Source organism: Pantoea sp. X-Soil-ISGK-259 (genome assembly GCF_059730705.1).
Map to the genome: position 1 here is coordinate 597891 of NZ_AP035986.1, position 22297 is coordinate 620187.

The window sequence follows — 22297 nt, forward strand, 5'->3', positions numbered from 1 at the left end:
AGCTGTGACCCGGTCTGCCGCACGGCAGCCGGGTCAGCGCATTAATAGACCATGACCACTTTGCCGCGCATGTGGCCTTCCAGCACACGCTGATGGGCGGCAGTTAACGTCTCAACGCTTAAGCCGTGCAGCGTTTCGCTCAGCGTGGTTTGCAGTTTACCTTCATCCAGCAATGCTGATACCGCATCCAGAATCTCGCCCTGACGCGCCATATCCGGGGTATTAAACATGCTGCGGGTGTACATCAGCTCGAAGTGCAGTGCCGCACTCTTCAGCTTCAGTTGATCCATCGACAGCGGATGTTCGTTTTCCACGATGGTGCAGATATGACCCTGTGGTGCGATCAGCTTCGCCATCGTCTCCCAGTGACCGTCGGTATCGTTCAGGCAGAAAATATAATCAACCTGCTTAATGCCCTGTTTCTCCAGCTCACCGATCATATCTTTGTAATTGATCACCACATCGGCTCCGCGATCGCGGCACCACTGGGCGGAATCTTCACGCGAGGCAGTCGCAATGATCTTCACTTTGCTGCGCAGCTTCGCCAGGGGGATCGCCAGTGATCCAACACCACCTGCGCCGCCAACGATCAGCAGAGTCTGATCTTCCGATGCCGTCTCCAGGTTCAGTCGTTCAAACAAACCTTCCCATGCGGTCAGGGCCGTCAGTGGGATCGCGGCAGACTGTGCCCAGTCCAGACTCTCTGGCTTATGGCCGGTGATGCGTGAGTCCACCAGCTGCTCAGTGCTGTTGCTGCCTGGACGGGTCAGATCGCCGGCGTAGAAGACTTCATCGCCAGGCTTAAAGTTGCTGACTGAGCTGCCCACTTCCAGCACAACGCCGCTGGCATCCCAGCCCAGGATACGTGGCTGCTGTAAGCCGTTCTTCTTCGCCCCTTTGTGCACCTTGGTATCAACCGGGTTGACCGAGGCGGCTTTGACCTCGACACGCAGGTCATACTCGCCTGGCGTGGGGGTTTCAGGGAAAATTTCAGTAAAGTGTTCAGGATTTTCGGGATTAATTGCGATAGCGCGAATAGACATAACGTTTTCCTGTGTAGTTAAGCAAAGAGTCTGGCTCTTTTCTCTGACAGCCTGGTCGGGAGTCGGTGTACATACTCTCTATGGCAAGACCAGCTGTAATGATGAAGACAGGCCTTAAGTGTAGAACCTGATTTTAACGGTGATAAGATGGACAATCTTTCATAGAGTGTTCGTCTGAGGTGAACAATGGCATTTCGTCAGTGGCAGGACATGGCGCTGTTTGCGCTGGTGGCGGAGTGCGGCAGCTTTACCGGCGCGGCAGAACGCGCAGGCCTGCCTAAATCCAGTGTCAGTCAGCGTATCAGCCAGCTGGAGCAGCGGCTGGGGATTCGTTTGCTGAATCGCACCACCCGCCAGCTCAATCTGACTTTTGCCGGTGAGCGCTATCTGCTGCATTGTCAGGAGATGATGCAGGCCAGTGAACGCGCCGATCAGGCTATCGCCAGCCTGCGTGAAAACCCCAGCGGTCGTCTGCGCATCACCAGTCCGGCGGGCATTGGGGCCACACTGCTGGCGCGCTGTAATGCAGCGTTTTTGCGTCTCTATCCTGATGTGACGCTGGATGTCTCGATTTCCGATGAGATGCGGGATCTGGTACAGGAGGGCTTTGATGTGGCGCTGCGCACCGGTCAGCCGCAGGAGTCCTCGCTGATTGGCCGCCGGATAGGCAACTGCCCACGACTGCTGGTGGCTTCGCAGCACTATCTTAATCAGCACCCGCCGCTGCTTCACCCACAGCAGCTGTCAGCTCACCGCTGTATCGCGCATCGCGCATGGAATGAATGGGTATTGCAGCGTGATGGCGCGTTCTATCGCTGGCTGCTGCCGCCTGGCCATCTCACCGACAATTTACTCTATGCGCGCGAATCGGCGCTGGGCGATGCAGGCATTACGCTGCTGCCGCACTTTCTGACCGATGGGGCGATGGCGGATCCCCGGCTGGTGCCGGTGCTGCCGGAATGGGAAGTGGAGGGAAATGAGCTGTGGCTGGTCTATCCGGGCCGTAAACTGAATTCGCCTGCGCTGGCGCGCTTTATTGAGTTTGCGCTGCAGTCACCGGTGTTCAGAGAGTTTTATCGCTGAGTGAACCATCAAAAAGGGCGGCATCGCTGCCGCCCGTTTATTCGATTACTTCGTCATACGCTTGTACTTGATGCGCTTCGGCTCCAGTGCGTCGGCGCCGAGAGTACGCTTCTTGTACTCTTCATATTCGGTAAAGTTACCTTCGAAGAATTCGATATTACCCTCATCCTGGTAATCCAGGATGTGCGTCGCGATACGGTCCAGGAACCAGCGGTCATGCGAGATGACCATGGCACAGCCCGGGAACTCCAGCAGGGCGTTTTCCAGCGCGCGCAGGGTTTCGATATCCAGGTCGTTGGTCGGTTCATCGAGCAGCAACATGTTGCCGCCAACCTGCAGCAGTTTCGCGAGGTGCAGACGACCACGCTCACCACCCGACAGTTCGCCAACGCGTTTGCCCTGATCGACGCCTTTAAAGTTAAAGCGGCCAACATAGGCGCGGCTTGGCATCTCGGTGTTACCGATACGCATGATGTCCTGACCACCGGAAACTTCTTCCCACACGGTTTTGGAGTTATCCATGCTGTCGCGGAACTGATCGACGGACGCCAGTTTCACCGTCTCGCCCAGCACAATGCTGCCGGAATCAGGCTGTTCCTGACCGGACATCATGCGGAACAGCGTCGATTTACCCGCGCCGTTAGGACCGATAATCCCGACAATTGCCCCTTTTGGCACGGAGAACGAAAGATCGTCAATCAGCACACGGTCGCCATAGGACTTACGCAGATTGCTGACTTCCAGCACTTTGTCACCCAGACGGGCACCAGGCGGAATAAACAGTTCGTTGGTTTCGTTACGCTTCTGGTAGTCCGTGTTGTTCAGCTCTTCAAAGCGAGCCAGACGGGCTTTTCCTTTAGACTGCTGGCCTTTTGGCCCTTTGCGCACCCACTCCAGCTCTTTCTCAATCGACTTACGACGCGCGGCTTCAGAAGAAGCTTCCTGCGCCAGACGCGCATCTTTCTGCTCCAGCCAGGAGGAGTAGTTGCCTTCCCACGGAATACCTTCACCGCGGTCAAGTTCCAGAATCCAGCCTGCCACGTTATCCAGGAAGTAACGGTCATGCGTAATCGCGACCACAGTGCCTTCGAAGTCATGCAGGAAGCGCTCCAGCCAGGCGACAGATTCGGCGTCCAGGTGGTTCGTCGGTTCGTCCAGCAGCAGCATGTCTGGTTTTTCCAGCAGCAGGCGGCAGAGGGCGACGCGGCGACGTTCACCACCGGAAAGGGTGGCGATCTTCGCGTCCCAGTCTGGCAGGCGCAGCGCATCGGCAGCACGTTCCAGTTGGGTATTCAGGTTGTGACCATCGTGCGCCTGGATGATCTCTTCAAGACGGCCCTGCTCAGCGGCCAGCTTGTCGAAGTCTGCATCCTCTTCGGCATAGAGCGCATAAACTTCGTCGAGACGTTTCAGTGCGCCAACTACTTCTGACAGCGCTTCTTCAACCGACTCGCGCACGGTGTGTTCAAGGTTAAGCTGCGGCTCCTGCGGCAGGTAGCCAATCTTGATGCCTGGCTGCGGACGCGCTTCCCCTTCGATATCTTTATCGATGCCGGCCATGATGCGCAGCAGGGTAGATTTACCCGCGCCATTCAGGCCGAGTACGCCGATTTTTGCGCCGGGGAAGAAGCTGAGTGAGATGTTTTTCAGGATATGTCGCTTCGGCGGGACCACTTTGCCGACGCGATGCATGCTATAGACGAATTGAGCCACGTTGGATTGAGCCTCTGGGTCTGTTGGTCGTTGGAATGATGTCGAAGTTTAGCCTTTTTCACCGTTTAATCCCAGCCGGGGGGCGGCGAATAATGCCCTGAGGGCGGTGATGCCGGACAACGTATGAAATAACTGTCTGATTTCCGCGCGTAATCGCTGAAATGACGGCAGAGGCAGGCTCAGGGCAGGCGAAGCGGTATCGCCTGCTGCGCCAGCCAGTTCTGTAACGCCTGATCGGGTGCGCTGTCACTCACCAGCAGGTCAAAACGCTGCAGCCCGGCAATGCGGGCAGGCAGCACCTTGCCATATTTACTGCTGTCAGCCACCAGTACCGACGTTCGGGCACGCAGCATGGCGTGATGTTTCATCATCAGTTCATTGGTGTTGTAGCAGGTCGCCCCCTGATCTTTGTCGATACCCGCCGCAGAGATCAAAGCCAGCGTCGGACAAAGATCGTCCAGGATGGTGTGTACGCCAATCGGTGTAAACAGAGCGTTGTCAGCATGAAATTCACCGCCACTGAGAATAACGTTACAGCCAGGTTTCTCTTTCAGCGTCAGAAAGGTGTTCATAGCACAGCAGATGGCAGTGAACGACAGCGTGTCGGGAATCGCATCAACGATATAGGGCAGGGTAGTGCCGCAATCGAAAAAGACCGTATCGTTTTCGTTAATCAGGCTGGCCGCCGCCTGCGCCAGTCGCTGCTTTCTGGCCGCATTCTGCCCATGCTGATCGCTGACAAAATAGTGGCCGGTATGACTTTTTGGGTCGCTGACAATGTAGCCGCCCAGTAACACCACGCTGGAGCCCGGTTCGGTTAAATCGCGGCGAACCGTCATCTCTGAGACACCCAGCAGCTGGGCCGCGTCTTTGAGATGCAGTTTATCGGTGCGTTTAAGCGCCTGTGTCAGCTTGTGAATGCGTTCGTCGCGCCGGGTTTCCATGGTCATCTCTGTTTACCTATCCTGCAATGCGGAGGAAAGACGCCGGAACCGACGTCAATACGCGACAAACCTCACAGATTTTAATGAGTTGCGTCTCATCCGCCAGGCTGGCAACCAATCTTACCCGCATTCTGAAAGGCCCGCAAACCTCCGCTGTGCGGTGACTACCGCTCATCGCCGCAGGCGTTCACATTGCTCAGCCAGCAGGCTCAATGATGTTATTTTGTTATAATAGTAACACTTAAAATCCCGCTCCCTGTCGCATATTGTCGATTTTGCGCACTCATGTTGTGGTTTTTGTCACACATTTAACTTTTAAGAAAGGTTATTGTGACTTTAATAACATTTGAAGTTTGCAAAATATCCAGGAGAAATGGTCATGACAATTGCGGTCATCGGCTCAAACATGGTCGATTTGATTACCTATACCAACAGCCTGCCGAAAGCGGGCGAAACCCTTGAAGCGCCTGACTTTGCGATTGGCTGCGGCGGTAAGGGCGCTAACCAGGCGGTTGCGGCGGCGAAAATGGGCGGCAGCGTGATGATGGTCAGCAAAGTTGGCGACGATCTCTTTGCGCCCAACACCGTCGCGAACCTGCAGCAGCAGGGCGTGGACACGCGATTTGTCACCACTGCACCAGGCAACTCCAGCGGTGTGGCACCGATTTTTGTCGATGACCAGTCGCAAAACCGCATTCTGATTATCAAAGGTGCCAACCAGCAGCTGAAACCGGCTGATATCGACGACGCGGCAGAGGCGCTGAAAGCCTGTGAGCTGATCATCCTGCAGCTGGAGATCCCGCTGGAGACGGTCTATTACGCCATCGATTTTGCCCGCCAGCATCAGATCAACGTGATCCTGAATCCGGCACCGGCCGTCGCTTCGCTGGATATTCACTACGCCTGCAAATGCGACTTCTTTATGCCGAACGAAACCGAACTGGAGATCCTCACCGGCCTGCCCGTCAGCACCGATGACGAGGTGATCCTGGCGGGGCAGTCGCTGCTGAAGCGCGGCCTTAAAAATCTGATCATTACTCTGGGCAGCCGGGGCTCGGTCTGGATGAGCGGCGACAAGGTGCATCGCGTGGCCGCGACGCCGGTTCAGGCGGTCGATACCAGCGGCGCAGGTGATGCCTTTATCGGCTGCTTTGCCTATCTGCTGGTGAAAACCGGCGATGTGGCCGCCGCCATGACACAGGCGTCGGCCTATGCCGCCTGCAGCGTCACCGGGCGCGGCACGCAGCGCGCTTATCCCGACGCAGAGACTTTCCAGCGTTTTCTCAACCGTAACTGAGGTTCTGCTATGCAACAGAAAATTGTTCAGCAATCTGATGGCTATCTGAATAAAACGCCGCTGTTCCAGTTCATTCTGCTGTCGTGCCTCTTCCCGCTCTGGGGCTGTGCAGCGAGTCTCAACGATATCCTGATTACCCAGTTTAAAAGTGTGTTTGCCCTGAGCGACTTCGCCAGTGCGCTGGTGCAGAGCGCCTTTTATGGCGGCTATTTTCTGATTGCGATCCCCGCCTCGCTGGTGATCCGCAAAACCAGTTACAAGATGGCGATTATGATCGGTCTGGCGCTCTACATTGCCGGCTGTATCGCCTTTTATCCTGCTTCGCACATGGCGACCTACACCATGTTCCTCGCGGCGATCTTTGCGATTGCCATTGGCCTGAGTTTCCTGGAAACGGCGGCCAACACCTACAGCTCGATGATTGGTCATCGTGATCATGCGACGCTGCGCCTCAACGTCAGCCAGACCTTCTATCCGATCGGTGCGCTGATGGGGATTGTGCTGGGTAAATATCTGGTGTTCCAGGATGGCGACAGTCTGGAGAGTCAGATGGCAGCCATGACGGCAGAGCAGGCGCATGCTTTCCGCCTGACAATGCTGGAGCACACGCTGGAGCCTTACAAATATCTGGTGATGGTGCTGGTGGTCGTGATGCTGCTGTTTATGTTCACCCGCTATCCGCGCTGCAAACCAGAGAGTAATGAGACATCCCGGCCGTCACTGGGCGAGACCTTCCGCTATCTGGCGGCTAACCGTCACTTTAAACGCGGCATTTTGACCCAGTTCCTGTATGTCGGCATGCAGGTGGCGGTCTGGTCATTTACCATTCGTCTGGCGCTGACGCTGGGGGCGGCCAATGAACGTCACGCCTCTAACTTTATGATCTACAGCTTCGTCTGCTTCTTTATCGGCAAGTTCGTGGCGAACTTCCTGATGACCCGCTTCCGTGCCGAGAAAGTGCTGATCGCCTATTCGGTGCTGGGCGTGCTGACGCTGGCTTATGTGATGCTGGTGCCGAACTTTACCGCCGTCTACGCCGCCGTTTTTGTCAGCGTGCTGTTTGGGCCCTGCTGGGCAACGATCTACGCCGGTACGCTGGCGACGGTCGATAATAAATACACTGAAGTGGCGGGCGCGTTTATCGTGATGGCGATTGTCGGCGCGGCCTTTGTCCCGGCGCTACAGGGCCTGGTGTCTGACACGCTGGGATCAATGCAGCTGGCGTTTGGCGTCTCGCTGCTCTGCTTCGCCTGGGTCGGATTCTACTTCTACGGCGAACTGCGCCATAAAAAACAGCCGGTTGCGGCCGGTCGTCTGGTGGAGGAGTTACCATGAGAACCCGTTTACCCTTAGCGCGTGACCAGTTTCACACCACGCCCTCGCTGCTGCTGGAAAGCGATGACTTCCGGGTTGAGGTGTTTCGCTATCCGGCAGGAATCGAGGCAGTGCGCATTCATAACCGGCGCGGCAGCGTGACCGTGCTGCCGTTTCTCGGGCAGATGATCTGGGACGTGCAGTTTGACGATCATAACCTGACCATGGGCCACAGCTTTAAGCAGCCGCTGCCCGCGAATTCGATCATAGATACCTATGGCTGTTTTGCCTTTCATTCGGGGCTGCTGGCTAACGGCTGTCCCGCGCCAGAGGACAATCATCCGCTGCACGGGGAAATGGCCTGCGCCCGCATGGATAGTGCCTGGCTGGTGCTGGACGATCAGACACTGTCGCTGGAAGGGGAGTGTGAATATGTTAAAGGCTTCGGCCATCATTACCTTGCGGCACCCGCCGTTCGCATTCAGGCCGACAGGCCCCGTCTGACGATAGAGATGACGGTGACCAATCTGGCGGGTGCACCGATGCCGTTGCAATACATGTGTCACCTCAACAGCGCGTGGATCGATCAGGGGCGCTTCCGGCAGTCGATCCCCGAAGGGGCATTCCAACTGCGTCGCTCGATCCCGGCGCACCTGCGACCAACGCCCGCCTGGCGGGATTACACGGATCAACTGGCGCGCGATCCGCAGGCGTTACAGCAGCTCGATCAACCGCAGCTCTGCGATCCCGAGATCGTCTTATTTGCGGACGATCTGCCGCAGTATGGTGATGAGGTACAGTTTGAGTTGCATGCGCCGCAGGGCTACGCGCTGATGACGCGCTTCTCTACCGCGCAGTTCCCGCACGCGACCCGCTGGCTGCTGCACAACCATGACCAGCAGGTGGCGGCCTATATTCTGCCCGCCACCTGTCGGCCAGAGGGTTTTCTTGCCGCGCAGCAGGCCGGCACGCTGATCACCCTGGCGAGCGGCGAGCAGCGTCACTTCTCTGTGGAGACCGGCCTGCTCTGAGTCGGGTTTAAATCGCCACCAGGCCGCGCACACCTTCTGCTTCCATGGTGTCGCCGCGGCCACGCTGCACAATTTCACCGCGCGACATCACCAGATAGCTGTCCGCCAGTTCTGCCGCGAAGTCATAAAACTGCTCAACCAGCAGGATCGCCATATCTCCCCGTTGCGCCAGCTGGCGGATTACCGCGCCGATCTCTTTGATCACCGAGGGCTGGATCCCTTCGGTCGGCTCATCAAGGATCAGCAGCTGTGGCCGACAGGCCAGCGCCCGGCCGATCGCCAGCTGCTGCTGCTGACCACCCGAGAGATCGCCGCCCCGGCGTGACTTCATCGCCAGCAGCACCGGAAAGAGCTGATAGATCTCCTCCGGCACTTCACGCGCCTGCGCCGCCGGAAAGCGCGACAGGCCCATCAGCAGGTTCTCTTCGACCGTCAGACGCGGAAAGATTTCCCGTCCCTGCGGCACATAGGCGATGCCCGCCTGCACCCGCTGGTGCGGCTTGCGGCCATTCATCCGCTGCTGCTGCCACTGAATCTCGCCTGACTTCGCCGGGATCAGCCCCATCAGGCACTTCAGCAGCGTGGTTTTTCCCACGCCATTGCGCCCAAGCAGACAGGTGATTTCGCCAATTTTTACCTCAAACGACAGGCCGCGCAGAATATGACTGCCGCCATAATATTGATTCAGTTCAGTAACCTGTAACATTTTAGCGCCCCAGATAAACGTCGATAACCTGCTCACTGGCCTGAACCTCGCGCAGCGAACCCTCGGCCAGCACCTGCCCCTGATGCAGCACCGTGACATGGTCGGCGATGGTCTCGACAAAGCCCATGTCATGCTCCACTACCATCAGGGAGTGTTTGCCCGCCAGGCTGCGGAACAACTCGGCGGTGTAGGCCGTCTCTGCGTCAGTCATGCCTGCCGCCGGTTCATCCAGCAGCAGCAGATGCGGCTCCTGAACCAGCAGCATGCCAATCTCCAGAAATTGCTTCTGGCCGTGCGATAGCAGGCCCGCACGGCGCTGGCGTTCGCCACCCAGCCGCAGCAGTTTCAGCACCTCATCAATTCTGTCGCGCTGTTCGCTGCTGAGACGAGCGCGCAGGCTGGCCCAGACCGATTTATTGGCTTTAAGCGCGATCTCAAGATTCTCAAATACGGTTAATGCCTCAAACACCGTAGGCTTCTGGAACTTACGGCCAATGCCGGCGCGGGCGATCTCTACCGGCGACAGACGGGTCAGATCGCTGTCCTGGTCGTAGATCACCCGGCCGGCGTCGGGGCGGGTTTTGCCGGTGATCACATCCATCAGCGTAGTTTTGCCTGCGCCGTTGGGGCCGATCACGCAGCGCAGTTCCCCGATGCCGATCTGCAGCGAAAGATCGGTCAGCGCCCGGAAGCCGTCAAACGAGACGCTGATCTTCTCCAGTTGCAGGACGGGATCGCGCTGCGCCCGATGGCGATCCGCGAGCTGAGGCTGGGTAAACAGGGCATCACTCATTTTTTCCTCCGGCGCAGCAGGCCAATCACGCCGTGCGGCAGAAACAGTGTCACCAGGATGAACATCAGTCCCAGGAAAAACAGCCAGTATTCAGGGAAGGCGACGGTGAAGAAGCTGCGTGCGCCGTTAACAATTGCTGCGCCCAGCAGCGGGCCAATCAGCGTACCGCGTCCACCCAGCGCCACCCAGATCGCGGCTTCTATTGAGTTGGCTGGTGACATCTCTCCCGGATTGATAATGCCGACCTGCGGCACATAGAGCGCCCCGGCAAGACCGCACAGCACGGCGGAGAGCGTCCAGACTAATAGCTTGAAGCCGCGCGGATCGTAACCACAAAACATCAGACGGTTTTCGGCATCCCGCACCGCAGTCAGTACCCGGCCAAACTTGCTGCGCGCCAGGGTGAAGCCAATCACCAGGCTCAGCAGCAGCAGCAGTACCGTGGCGATAAACAGCCCGATGCGGGTTCCGGTCGCCGTCACCGAAAAGCCGAGCAGGGTAGTAAAGCCGGTGAAGCCGTTGTTGCCGCCAAATCCGGTTTCATTACGGAAGAACAGCAGCATACCGGCGTAGGTCAGCGCCTGGGTCATGATGGAGAAGTAGACGCCTTTGATCTTTGAGCGAAAGGCGAAGAAGCCAAACAGCAGCGCCAGCAGGCCCGGCACCAGCATGCTCAGGCAGAGCGCCCAGGCGAAGTATTCGGTGCCGGTCCAGAACCAGGGCAGCTCTCGCCAGGAGAGAAAGGACATAAAGGCGGGCAAGCCTTCGCCTGCGGCCTGGCGCATCAGGTACATGCCCATGGCATAACCGCCGAGGGCAAAGAACAGCCCGTGGCCCAGCGACAGCAGTCCGGCGTAACCCCACACCAGATCCAGCGCCACGGCGACCACCGCATAGCAGAGGATTTTGCCGACCAGCGTCAGGGTATAAGTGGAGATCGCCAGCGGATGGGCGGCGGGCAGCAGCGCCAGAAACGGCATCACCAGTAACGCCAGAGTGATCGCCACGCCGATGCTGATCGCCAGGCGCGGCGCGGTGCGCGCCATGCGAAGTGTGATGGGTTGCGTCATCAGTCAGTCACCCTTCCTTTAACCGCAAACAGTCCCTGCGGACGTTTCTGAATAAACAGCACGATAATCACCAGAATCAGGATCTTACCCAGCACCGCGCCAATCTGCGGCTCCAGCACTTTGTTCAGAATGCCCAGGCTGAACGCGGCAACCACGGTGCCTGCCAGCTGGCCGACGCCACCCAGCACCACCACCAGGAACGAGTCAATGATATAGCCCTGACCCAGCTCTGGTCCGACGTTACCAAGCTGCGACAGCGCCACGCCTCCCAACCCGGCAATGCCCGAACCAAGGCCAAACGCCAGCATATCGACGCGACCCGTTGGCACGCCGCAGCACTCCGCCATGGCGCGGTTCTGGGTCACGGCGCGCACGTTCATGCCAAGGCGGGTCCGGTTCAGCAGCAGCCAGGTGAGCGCCAGCACAAACACCACAAACAGGATCACCGCGATGCGGTTCCACGGCAGCACCAGGTTGGGCAGCAGCTGCAGGCCACCTGAGAGCCACGACGGATTCGCCACTTCCAGGTTTTGCGCCCCGAACAGCACCCGTACCAGCTGGATCAGCATCAGGCTGATTCCCCAGGTAGCGAGCAGCGTCTCAAGCGGACGGCCATAGAGATGGCGGATGATGGTGCGTTCCAGCGCCATGCCGATGGCGGCGGTGACCATAAAGGCGACCGGCAACGCCAGCAGTGGATACCAGGCTAAATAGTCCGGTGCAAACTGCTGAAACAGGCTCTGCACCCACCAGGTGGCGTACGCGCCGAGCATCAGCATTTCACCGTGCGCCATGTTGATCACCCCCAGCAGCCCGTAGGTGATCGCCAGGCCCAGCGCGGCCAGCAGCAGGATGGAGCCCAGCGACAGGCCGCTGAAGGCCTGCCCCAGCAGATCGCCCCACATCAGCCGTTTCTGAATCTGTTGCAGGCTTTCGGCCGCTGCCGCCCGTACCGTGACATCTGGCTCATTCGCGGGCTGGGTCAGGCGTTGCAGGCTGGCCTGCGTATTGGGATCGCTGGACTCACCCAGCAGTTTCACCGCCCGCAGGCGCACCATCGGTTCGCCATCCGCCAGTTGCAGATTCGCCAGTGCCAGCGCTAATGCAGCATGTACCCGGCTGTCCTGTTCAGCGGCCAGCCGCTGTTCCAGCAGCGGCAACTGGTCTGCGGCACCCTCATTTTGCAGCTGCTGCGCTGCGCGCAGACGCAGGGCCGCATCACTGCTCACCAGCTGGTGCGCAGCCAGCGCGTTGTTTACCAGCACGCGCAGGCGATTGTTCATAAATAGCTTTTTCAGGTTACCCGTGGGCTGTGCCACCGCATCCAGCGGCTGCAGCGTCGATCCCTGCTGGCTGAATGGCTGTTTGTTCTGGTCGATGACCACGGTTTCTGCTTTTAACGCTTCCAGCAGCGGCAGACGCTGACTGTCCGGCGCGGCAGCCCATTGTTGCAGCAGCGTGGCCTGCTGGCTGCGGCTGGCGGCGGTAAAGTCTGCCGCCGGTCCGGCGCTGGCAAACAGCGGCAGCAACAGAAGCAGGCTGAAAAAACAGCGACATAGATTCATAAAAGGAGCCTCGTTTGGGGAGGTCAGCACGGCAGTCGAATGACCACTGCCGTGCTGCCGCTTTACAGCGGGTGACGCTTTCTTATCAGCAACGAAAATTACTGCGCAGTCTTCACCGGGTAATCGGGCTTCTTGTCGTTACCGGCAATGTACGGGCTCCACGGCTGGGCACGCACGGGTTTATCGGTCTGCCACACCACGCTGAACTGGCCGTTCTCTTCCACTTCACCAATCATGACGGGCTTATGCAGATGGTGGTTGGTCTGGTCCATGGTCAGGGTAAAGCCATCCGGCGCTTTAAAGGTCTGACCGGCCATTGCCGCCCGCACTTTGTCCGGGTCCGTCGTGCCCGCTTTTTCCACCGCCTGCGCCCACATATGGATGCCGACATAGGTCGCTTCCATCGGGTCGTTGGTCACCACGGTGGCGGCGTTCGGCAGGTTATGTGCTTTGGCGTAAGCGCGGTAATCGGCAACAAATTTCGCGTTGGTCGGATTATCGATCGACTCGAAATAGTTCCAGGCCGCTAACTGACCCACCAGCGGTTTGGTGTCGATGCCGCGGAGCTCTTCCTCTCCCACTGAGAAGGCGACCACCGGAATGTCAGTGGCTTTGATGCCCTGGTTAGCCAGCTCTTTGTAGAACGGCACATTGGAGTCGCCGTTGATGGTGGAGACCACCGCCGTTTTACCGCCTGCCGCGAATTTTTTAATGTTGGAGACAATGGTCTGATAGTCGCTGTAACCAAACGGCGTGTAGACCTCTTCGATATCTTTATCTGCCACGCCTTTGCTGTGCAGGAAGGCACGCAGGATCTTGTTGGTGGTGCGCGGATAGACGTAGTCGGTGCCCAGCAGGAAGAAGCGTTTTGCACTGCCGCCATCTTCGCTCATCAGGTATTCCACTGCCGGAATCGCCTGCTGGTTAGGCGCCGCGCCGGTGTAGAAGACGTTAGGTGACATCTCTTCCCCTTCATACTGCACCGGATAGAAGAGCAGGCCGTTCAGCTCTTCAAACACCGGCAGCACCGATTTGCGTGATACCGAGGTCCAGCAGCCAAACACCACCGCCGCTTTATCCTGGGTCAGCAACTGCCGTGCTTTCTCGGCAAACAGCGGCCAGTTAGAGGCGGGATCGACCACTACCGGCTCCAGCTTTTTCCCCAGCAGGCCCCCTTTGGCGTTGATCTCATCGATGGTCATCAGCGCCACATCTTTCAGCGGCGTTTCAGAGATCGCCATGGTGCCGGAGAGCGAATGCATGATCCCCACTTTGATGGTGTCAGCCGCTTGCGCACTCCAGGCGAAACCCATACTGACAACGGTAGCGGAGAGGGCGAAAGCCTTGATCAACGAACGTCTTTTCATCATTTAAACCCCTGAGTGGTTGTTATGTTATTCGGTGAGCTGGAGCCGGGCCTGCTGGAGGCGGTGCAGTGTGATCTTCCTGACCTCCGCCTTACTGACAGCGATGTGATCGGTCAGGATGCGTTGCGCCTCGCCTGTCTGCTGCTCAAAAATCGCCTGTAAAATCTGAGCATGTTCCTGATAAGTCGCACAGATGCGATCATCGCGGGTGAAGTCGAGCCGACGGATGATGCGGATCTTCTCGGTGAGTTCGGCGTGGATGCGCGCCATCTCCGGGTTACCCGCGGCCGCGACCAGCGCCATGTGAAACGCTTCGTCATGCTGCGACACCACCAGACCTTCGGTGAGCGCCTCCGCTTCACACCAGAACTGGTTGAGTTCGTGTAACAGCGCGGCACACTGAGGCGCGGGCAGGGCGCAGAGGCGTTTTACCGCCTCGCACTCCAGCACGGTGCGCAGGTCATACAGCGATTCGAACCAGGCAAAATCGAAGTTTTTGATCTGCCAGCCGCTGCGGAACCAGACTTCGACAAAGCCTTCGCGCTCCAGCCGGAATAGCGCCTGGCGAACCGGCGTGCGGCTGACCGCCATCCGGCCGGCGATTTCGCTTTCGCTGAAGCGATCGCCCGGCATCAGGCGAAAGGCGAAAATATCGGCCTTCAGCGCCTGATAGACCCGTTCGGCCAGCGCTTCCGGGCGCGCTTTAGGGGATTGAGGTTGGGTTGTCATCGGCGCTCCTTATTCCAGCCACAGCAGGGTATCGCCAGGGCTGACCGGGCGGCCCGCCTGGCAGGCGATCCGCGTCACCCGACCGGCCTGCGGCGCGACAATCGCCAGCTCCATCTTCATCGCCTCGACGATAATCAGCGTCTGTCCGGCGCTGACCTCGTCGCCCGGCTGCACCAGCACTTTCCAGATGTTGCCATTGAGGTCGGCCTGCACCGCCAGTCCGCCTTCATCCGCTTCACTCACGTTGTCCGGCACCTCATCCGCCGCCGGTGCGTTCTGTTCTTCCTGCGCCCATAACTGCACTTCCTGTTCAAAGGCGGTCGCCTGGCGCTGACGGAAGTCCGCAATCTCAGCGGCATGGTCGGCGAGGAATTGCTGGTGCGCGGCAAAATCAAACTGCGTCTCTTCGATGCGCAGGCTGGCGCGGCCTTCACGGAAATCTTCGCGCAGCTGGTTGAGCTCGGTTTCACTCACCGGATAGAAGCGCACCTGATCGAAGAAGCGGAGCAGCCACGGCGCATCGGCTGTGAACTGCGGATTCTTCAGGAAGGTGTTCCAGATGGGCAGCGTGCGGCCTACCAGCTGATAGCCGCCGGGCGAATCCATGCCGTAGATGCACATGTACATGCCGCCAATTCCGACCGTGCCTTCGGCGGTAAAGGTACGCGCCGGACTGTATTTGGAACTCAGCAGGCGATGGCGCGGATCGATCGGCACGGCGCAGGGCGCGCCGAGGTAAACATCGCCCAGCCCCAGCACCAGATAGCTGGCGTTGAACAGGGTGTCGCGCACCTCATCGCGGCTGCTTAAGCCATTAATGCGCTGGATAAAGTCCACGTTGTTGGGCAGCCAGGGCGCACTGGCACGCACCGTCTCCTGATAGCGGCTGACCGCACCCAGCGTGGCGCTGTCTTCAAACGCCATCGGCATCCACACCACGCGCGACGGGACTTTCAGCGTGCTGACATCACCCAGCGTCGCTTCCAGCGCCAGCAGCAGCGACATCAGGGCGGACTGTGAAATGATGCGGCTGTCGTAGCGTACCTGCAGTGAGCGCACGCCTGGCGATAGCTCCTCAACGCCTGGCTCCGCCTGCGCCGTCAGCGCATTCATCAGCAGGTGCACGCGCAGACGTAGCGCCAGGGCCAGCACGTTGTCGCCATACTCAATCAACACATATTTGTCGCCGGCCTGACGATAGACCACTTTCGGCGTGCTGCCGGTGGCCTCAATGGCGGACAGAATCGTGGCGGAGCCGTGGGCGGTTTCAGCCAGCGACGGCACGGCAAAGGTCGGGGGATGTTCCGGCCGCAGGGTGTCGATCAGGTGCATCTGCGCTTTTTCCCGCGCCAGTGCATCGTCTGCGGTAATCGGGTGGAAGCGGATGGTGTCGCCCGGTTTGACCTGGCCCACTTTCCACAGCTCGGCTTTGGCGATGGTCACCGGACAGACGAAGCCGCCCAGGCTCGGGCCGTCGTGTGTCAGGATCACCGGGAAGTCGCCGGTGAAATTGACCGCGCCGATGGCATATTCACAGTCGTGAACGTTGGAGGGATGCAGGCCTGCTTCGCCACCGTTGGCGCGGGTCCAGGTCGGTTTCGGACCCACCAGCCGAACGCCGAGGCGGTTGGAGTTGTAGTGCACCTGCCAGTCGCTGGCAAAGAATTCGTCGATGGCGGCCTGGGTGAAGAAGTCCGGTGCGCCGTGCGGGCCATAAAGCACGCCGATGCGCCATTCGCTGCCGTAGTGGGGAATCAGCGTCGCATCAAGCGGCTGCGGATCGCTGACCGGGGCCGGTGTAGTGCAGGCTGCCCGTTCAGGCCGGGAGATTGCCAGCATATCGGCCACCCGCAGGGTGCGTCCGGCGTGACCGCCAAACTGGCCCAGTGAAAAGGTGCTGCGGCTGCCCAGATATTCCGGCACGTCGAAGCCGTTGCGCACCGCCAGATAGCTGCGGCAGCCCTGCCGGGCGCGTCCCAGTGCCAGGGTCTGTCCCGCTTTCACCGCCAGCGGCTGCCAGGCGCTGACCGGTTCGCCATCAAGCCGGGCGTCGCAGTCCGCGCCGGTCAGCGCCAGAATGGCATCACAGTGGAAACGCAGCGTCGGCCCCTGCAGGGTAAACTCCAGGCCTGCTGCTGCCTCGTGGTTACCCACGATTCGGTTTGCCAGACGGAACGCGAAATCATCCATCGGGCCGGAAGGCGGCACGCCGATATCCCAGTAGCCGAGGCGGCCGGGATAGTCCTGCACCGAACTGAAGGTGCCGGGTTGCAGCACTTCCACCACGGAGGCGGCAGGCACAACGCTGTCGAGATAGCGCGTCCAGACGTTGCCGCTGCGAAACGCGTCGCTGCGGGTGATCTGGCGCAGATAGTCGAGGTTGGTGGCGATGCCATGCAGCTGAGTCGCATCCAGCGCATGATGAAGTTTTTCCAGTGCCGCCTCGCGCGTGTCGGCATGCACAATCAGCTTGGCGATCATCGGGTCGTAGAAGCTGGAGACCTCGCTGCCGGTTTCGATGCCGCTGTCGACCCGCACGCCGTCAGGAAAGGTGACACCGGTTAACAGGCCGGGGCTGGGCTGAAAGTTCTTCAGCGGATCTTCCGCGTAGAGCCGCACTTCAATCGCTGCGCCCTGCGGCGCCTGCTGCAGACGTGACCAGTCCACTGCATCGCCCGCCGCCACCTGCAACATGCACTCCACCAGATCGAGGCCGGTGACGCATTCGGTGACCGGATGCTCCACCTGCAGGCGGGTGTTCACTTCAAGAAAGTAAAAGGCCTGCTGGCTGACGTCGTAGATATACTCCACGGTGCCTGCGCTGCGGTAGTTGACCTGCTCGCCAAGCCGCACCGCCGAGGCGAGCAGGGCGTCACGCGTGGCCTGCGACAGGCCGGGCGCCGGTGTTTCTTCCACCACCTTCTGATTGCGGCGCTGCAGTGAGCAGTCGCGTTCGCCCAGCGCTACCACGTTGCCTTTGCCGTCTCCAAAAATCTGCACTTCAACGTGCCGGGCGCGATCGATACAGCGTTCCAGAAATACGCCTGCATCACTGAAAAACTGCTCACCAAGACGGCGCACGCTCTCCCAGGCGCTGGCGAGCGCATCGGCGTCGGCGCAGCGCGTCAGGCCAATGCCGCCGCCGCCCGCCGTGCTTTTCAACATCACCGGATAGCCAATCTTATCAGCTGCCTGCATTGCCTCTTCCAGCGAGGCGAGCAGGGGTGTGCCAGGCGTCATCGGCACACCCGCGCTGGCGGCCAGTTCACGAGCGCGGTGCTTAAGGCCGAACTCCCCAATCTGCTGTGCGGTGGGGCCGACAAAGGCGATGCCTGCCGCGTCGCAGGCGTCGGCAAACGCCTGGCTTTCAGAAAGAAATCCGTAGCCGGGCCAGATAGCCTGCGCGCCGCTCTGCTGCGCCGCCGCCAGAATTTTGTCGATGCGCAGATAGCTGTCGCTGGCCTTCTCGCCGCCCAGGGCGATGGCGATATCCGCCTGCTTAACGTGCTGCGCATTACGGTCAGCGTCTGAATAGACCGCGACGCTTTTCACGCCGAGGCGTTTCAGGGTCCGAATGGCGCGGCAGGCAATTTCGCCGCGGTTGGCAATCAGTACGGTAGTGAACATGATCAGTGACTCCCCTGTGATGCCAGCCAGTTGCGCCAGCCGCCCGTCTCAGTGATTTCCAGCGCACTCTTCAGCGCTGAGCCTTCGCAGATAAAGCCTTTAACAACGCGGCCGTCGGCCAGCGTCAGGCTGCCGATCCCCAGTGGGGCCGGAATCTCCGCCACAAACTCGCCGAAACGGGCCAGTGGGATATCCCACAGCTCAACGGTGATCGCCGCTCCCTGTTCGTCACGCATCAGGCCCGGTTTTTTGATTGCACCTTCCAGCAGGGCAAAGAGGCGGTAGTGTGGCGCGGTCTTCGTCTCTTCCACCCAGACGGCATTGCGTTCGGTGAGCTGGAAATTGAGCGGCATGCCGGTGAGATGCGCGCCCACTACCGCCAGCCGGACGTGGTCAGGTGAGACAGGTAAGGTTGTGGATCGGGTCGGCCAGGGCTGACCGGTCGCGCCCAGCGGCAGTGCAAGCTGCTGCTGCCAGCGAAGGCCAAATTCCGCCAGCGCCCGATCGTGCCAGGCGGGTGCAATCAGCGTGATGCCTGCCGGAAGATCGTCGTTGCGGAACGGTGCGGGCAGCGCCAGGGCAGAGAGGTCGGCGAGATTGGTGAAGTTGGTGTAGGTGCCAAACTGCGAGTTGAAGTAAATCGGCTCCTGTTTCATCTCCTCCAGGGTGTGAATGGTGGGTGAGGTCGGCACCACCAGCGCATCAAACTGTGCCAGCGTCTCCTGAATCTGACGCGTCAGTTCGGCCCGCAGATACTCCGCCTTGTAGGCGTCCACCGCGCTGTATTTCAGGCCGCTGGTGACGATCTCATGCACTACCGGGTCCATCTCCGCCGGACGGTCAAGCATCTCACCCACCGCCGCTGTGCGTTCGGCAACCCAGGGACCGTAGTAGAGCTGTTCAGCGAGCGTCCGGAATGGCGTGAAGTCGATGGGGTGCAGCGTCGCGCCGCCCGCCTGCAACGCTTCCAGTGCCTGATCCCAGGCCGCTTCAGCGGCAGCATCATCAAAAAACGCCGGGTGCGCCGGAATAGCGAAACGGGGATGACGCGGCAGGCTGGCTGGGGCGGTGCGCGGATTAATACGCGAATAGGCATCACCGGCATCGTAGCCACCCATGATACTGGCGACGCTAAACGCATCTTCTGCCGTCAGCGCAAATACCGAAATGGTGTCGTTAAGGCGACAGGCGGGCACCACGCCGCGTGCAGAGAACCAGCCCTTGGTCGGCTTGAGTCCGACGATATTATTAAAGCCCGCCGGCACGCGGCCCGATCCTGCGGTATCGGTGCCCAGTGAAAAAGCGACCAGTCCGCGCGCCAGCACCGATGCCGAGCCAGAGCTGGAGCCACCGCTGACGTAATCAGCGTCAAAGGTATTACTGACCGCGCCATAGGGCGAGCGGGTGCCGACCAGGCCGGTTGCGAACTGATCGAGGTTGGTTTTACCGATGACGACTGCGCCAGCGGCTTTCAGCCGGGCGACGGCGACCGCATCTTCGCTGGCGGTATAGGTAAACGCAGGGCAGGCGGCGCTGGTCGGCCAGCCTGCGACATCAATGTTATCTTTTACGGCGAAGGGCACACCAAACAGCGGCAGCGACGCGGGATCGCGTTCATAGTCTGCCAGCAGCGGTTCAATCTGTGCCGCTAACTGGTCAGGTGTCGCCAGATAGATCCAGGCATTATCGTGTGTGTCGAGCGCTGCCAGGTGCGCACTCAGCAGCGAACGGATCTGTTGTGGTGCCTGCTGAGTGCGCTGCTGCCAGGCGGGAAGCGTCAGGCCGAAGGTAGAAGTCATACGAAGAATTCCAGCTGGTATACAAGATGGAATTCAACAGAGCAAAGCGTGTGCCAGTTTTTAACGCAATGATTCAACAGTTTAAATCGCTGGGTGATAAGATTTACTGATGATAATTTGCACAATCACGGCGCGTACGCTGAGCGATGACGGTGCGTTAACTGTCTGTATGCGTAAATTTTGTGAAGAACATGGCAAGAGTGCGGTGGCCCGGTTAGCATGAAGACTGTCTGGCAAGTTGCCGGCCCCAGCAACAGAGGAGATTTACGTGGTGAAGTGGCGTAACTGGATGATAGGGATCTGCCTGGTCGGTTCGGCCAGCAGCGCATGGGCCGATTCGCTTGATCAACAACGGCAACGTTATCAACAAATTAAACAGGCCTGGGACAGTAACCAGATGGCCACCGTGGATCAGCTGTTGCCTACGCTACAGGACTATCCGCTCTATCCTTATCTGCAATATCGCCTGCTGGCTCAGGATCTCGATCAGGAGACCACCCTGGCCGTGCAGAACTTTATTCGCCAGTACCCGACATTGCCTCCCGCGCGATCGCTCAGCACCCGCTTTATCAACGTGCTGGCTTACCGACAGGACTGGCAGGGCGTGCTGAACTTCAGCCCGACCGAACCCAAGCCGGTGCAGGCGCGTTGCAACTGGTATTACGCCAAATGGGCCACCGGGCAGCAGCAGGCCGCGTTTGATGGCGCGAAGCAGATCTGGCTGCGTGGCACGGCGCTGCCTGCGGATTGCGATAAGCTCTTCTCGGTCTGGCAGGCGTCCGGTCAGATTTCGCCGATTACTATCCTGGAACGTATCCGGCTGGCGATGAAAGCCGGTAATGACAACCTGGTGAGCTATCTGGCGAAGACGCTGCCTGCCGATTATCAGACCATGTCTGACGCGATACAGGCCCTGCAAAAGGATCCTTTAACCGTCAGCACCTTCGCCAGTGCCGTGGGGCCAACCGACTTTACCCGTCAGGCCACCATTTACGCCTTTACGCGTGTGGCGCGGCAGGACATGGAAAATGCCCGCAGCCTGATTCCGATTCTGGTCCGGGCCCAGAAAATGGGGCCGGAAGATGAGCAGGCGCTGAAGGAGATTGTGGTCTGGCGCATGATGGGCAGCGATCTCACCTCTGAGCAGGCACGCTGGCGCGATGCAGTAGTGATGAACAGCGAGTCTACCGCGCTGGTGGAACGCCGGGTGCGGCTGGCGCTCTCTCAGCATGACCGACGCGGCCTGAACACCTGGATTGCTCGTCTGCCGCTGGAAGCCAAAGAGAAAGATGAGTGGCAGTACTGGCAGGCCGATCTGCTGTTTGAGAAAGATCGTAAAGAGGAAGCGGAAGAGATCCTGCGCAAGCTGATGAAAGAACGCGGCTTCTATCCGATGGTGGCTGCTCAGCGGCTGGGCGTAGACTATCCGTTGCAGATTGATGAAGCGCCGAAGCCTGACAGCGCCACCCTCCAGGGACCCGAGCTGGCCCGCGTTCGCGAGCTGATGTACTGGGGGCTGGATAACCTGGCCCGTAGCGAATGGAGCAATCTGATCGGCAGCCGGACGCATACGCAGCAGCAGATGCTGGCGCGCTACGCCAACGAGCAGGACTGGTGGGATCTCAGCGTGCAGGCGACTATCACCGCCAAAATGTGGGACAGCCTGAAAGAGCGTTTCCCGCTGGCGTGGCGGAGTGTCTATGAGCGAAATACCGAGGTGAAGCAGATCCCACCGAGCTATGCGATGGCGATTTCGCGTCAGGAGAGCGCCTGGAACCCGAAAGCGCGTTCGCCGGTTGGTGCCAGTGGTCTGATGCAGATTATGCCTGCCACGGCGGCGCATACTGTGAAGATGTACGATATACCTGGCTACAGCAACACCAGCCAGCTGCTTGATCCGGAAACCAATATCCAGATTGGTACGCAGTATCTGGAGTATGTCTATCAGCAGTTCGACCAGAACCGGATTTTCGCCTCAGCGGCCTATAACGCCGGGCCGGGCCGGGTGCGAAGCTGGCTGAAAACCAGCGCGGGCAATCTCGACGCCGTAGCATTTATTGAGACCATTCCGTTCTCTGAAACGCGCGGCTACGTGAAGAGTGTGCTGGCGTATGACGCCTACTATCGTTACTTCATGGGCAAGCCTGACAAGATCCTGTCAGATGCTGAGTGGAATCGCCGTTACTAGCTGTGCTAAGCTTCCGTACTCTTTAGCG

Annotated in this window: 16 protein-coding genes; 5 read left to right on the forward strand and 11 right to left on the reverse strand. The window is 59.4% G+C overall.

Annotated elements, in window-relative coordinates; genetic code table 11:
- Positions 1-41: 41 nt before the first annotated feature.
- The gene (locus AC6I77_RS02700) at positions 42-1043 is read right to left on the reverse strand and encodes a zinc-binding alcohol dehydrogenase family protein (RefSeq protein WP_003854895.1); all 1002 of its coding nucleotides are present in this window, start codon (positions 1041-1043) and stop codon (positions 42-44) included.
- A gap of 186 nt (positions 1044-1229) precedes the next feature.
- Here AC6I77_RS02700 and AC6I77_RS02705 point away from each other — a divergent pair, with 186 nt between their 5' ends.
- Positions 1230-2126 (forward strand): LysR family transcriptional regulator, encoded by an 897-nt coding sequence (locus AC6I77_RS02705; protein ID WP_003854894.1) that lies wholly within the window; start codon positions 1230-1232, stop codon positions 2124-2126.
- 45 nt (positions 2127-2171) lie between these two features.
- Here the strand turns inward: AC6I77_RS02705 and ettA are convergent, their stop codons facing one another.
- Entirely contained in the window at positions 2172-3839 is a 1668-nt protein-coding gene (gene ettA / locus AC6I77_RS02710; RefSeq protein ID WP_008925533.1) for an energy-dependent translational throttle protein EttA, read from the reverse strand.
- A gap of 179 nt (positions 3840-4018) precedes the next feature.
- Positions 4019-4783 (reverse strand): DNA-binding transcriptional repressor DeoR, encoded by a 765-nt coding sequence (gene deoR / locus AC6I77_RS02715; protein ID WP_033743124.1) that lies wholly within the window; start codon positions 4781-4783, stop codon positions 4019-4021.
- A gap of 379 nt (positions 4784-5162) precedes the next feature.
- Between deoR and rbsK the strand changes: the two genes are divergently transcribed.
- From rbsK to AC6I77_RS02730, 3 genes are read left to right on the forward strand one after another with little or no spacing between them, the layout of a single operon-like run.
- Entirely contained in the window at positions 5163-6080 is a 918-nt protein-coding gene (gene rbsK, locus AC6I77_RS02720; protein ID WP_008925534.1) for a ribokinase, read from the forward strand.
- Positions 6081-6089: 9 nt separating this feature from the next.
- Positions 6090-7415 (forward strand): L-fucose:H+ symporter permease, encoded by a 1326-nt coding sequence (gene fucP / locus AC6I77_RS02725; RefSeq protein ID WP_008925535.1) that lies wholly within the window; start codon positions 6090-6092, stop codon positions 7413-7415.
- Positions 7412-8425: an aldose 1-epimerase family protein gene (locus tag AC6I77_RS02730; protein WP_497816703.1), complete on the forward strand. Its 1014-nt coding sequence runs from the start codon at positions 7412-7414 to the stop codon at positions 8423-8425. Before fucP ends, AC6I77_RS02730 begins: the two co-directional genes overlap by 4 nt.
- A gap of 7 nt (positions 8426-8432) precedes the next feature.
- Here AC6I77_RS02730 and urtE read toward each other — a convergent pair whose 3' ends face one another.
- The 8 genes from urtE to atzF form a co-directional block, all read right to left on the reverse strand.
- On the reverse strand, positions 8433-9131 hold the full coding sequence (urtE, locus tag AC6I77_RS02735; protein ID WP_003854882.1) for an urea ABC transporter ATP-binding subunit UrtE: 699 nt from the start codon (positions 9129-9131) through the stop codon (positions 8433-8435).
- Position 9132: 1 nt separating this feature from the next.
- Positions 9133-9924 (reverse strand): urea ABC transporter ATP-binding protein UrtD, encoded by a 792-nt coding sequence (urtD, locus tag AC6I77_RS02740; RefSeq protein ID WP_008925538.1) that lies wholly within the window; start codon positions 9922-9924, stop codon positions 9133-9135.
- Positions 9921-10994 carry an urea ABC transporter permease subunit UrtC gene (urtC, locus tag AC6I77_RS02745; protein WP_008925539.1) on the reverse strand — a complete coding sequence of 358 codons (1074 nt, stop codon included), beginning with the start codon at positions 10992-10994 and terminating at the stop codon, positions 9921-9923. Before urtC ends, urtD begins: the two co-directional genes overlap by 4 nt.
- The gene (urtB, locus tag AC6I77_RS02750) at positions 10994-12559 is read right to left on the reverse strand and encodes an urea ABC transporter permease subunit UrtB (RefSeq protein ID WP_140033778.1); all 1566 of its coding nucleotides are present in this window, start codon (positions 12557-12559) and stop codon (positions 10994-10996) included. Before urtB ends, urtC begins: the two co-directional genes overlap by 1 nt.
- 98 nt (positions 12560-12657) lie before the next feature.
- Positions 12658-13926 carry an urea ABC transporter substrate-binding protein gene (gene urtA, locus AC6I77_RS02755; RefSeq protein ID WP_033743125.1) on the reverse strand — a complete coding sequence of 423 codons (1269 nt, stop codon included), beginning with the start codon at positions 13924-13926 and terminating at the stop codon, positions 12658-12660.
- Between the two features lie 27 nt (positions 13927-13953).
- Positions 13954-14655, reverse strand: a complete 702-nt coding sequence (locus tag AC6I77_RS02760; RefSeq protein WP_110411663.1) for a GntR family transcriptional regulator — start codon at positions 14653-14655, stop codon at positions 13954-13956.
- A gap of 9 nt (positions 14656-14664) precedes the next feature.
- Entirely contained in the window at positions 14665-18282 is a 3618-nt protein-coding gene (uca, locus tag AC6I77_RS02765) for an urea carboxylase (RefSeq protein ID WP_497816704.1), read from the reverse strand.
- Between the two features lie 2 nt (positions 18283-18284).
- The gene (gene atzF, locus AC6I77_RS02770; protein ID WP_003854868.1) at positions 18285-20081 is read right to left on the reverse strand and encodes an allophanate hydrolase; all 1797 of its coding nucleotides are present in this window, start codon (positions 20079-20081) and stop codon (positions 18285-18287) included.
- 268 nt (positions 20082-20349) lie between these two features.
- Here atzF and sltY point away from each other — a divergent pair, with 268 nt between their 5' ends.
- Positions 20350-22269 (forward strand): murein transglycosylase, encoded by a 1920-nt coding sequence (gene sltY, locus AC6I77_RS02775; RefSeq protein ID WP_003854865.1) that lies wholly within the window; start codon positions 20350-20352, stop codon positions 22267-22269.
- Positions 22270-22297 lie beyond the last annotated feature (28 nt).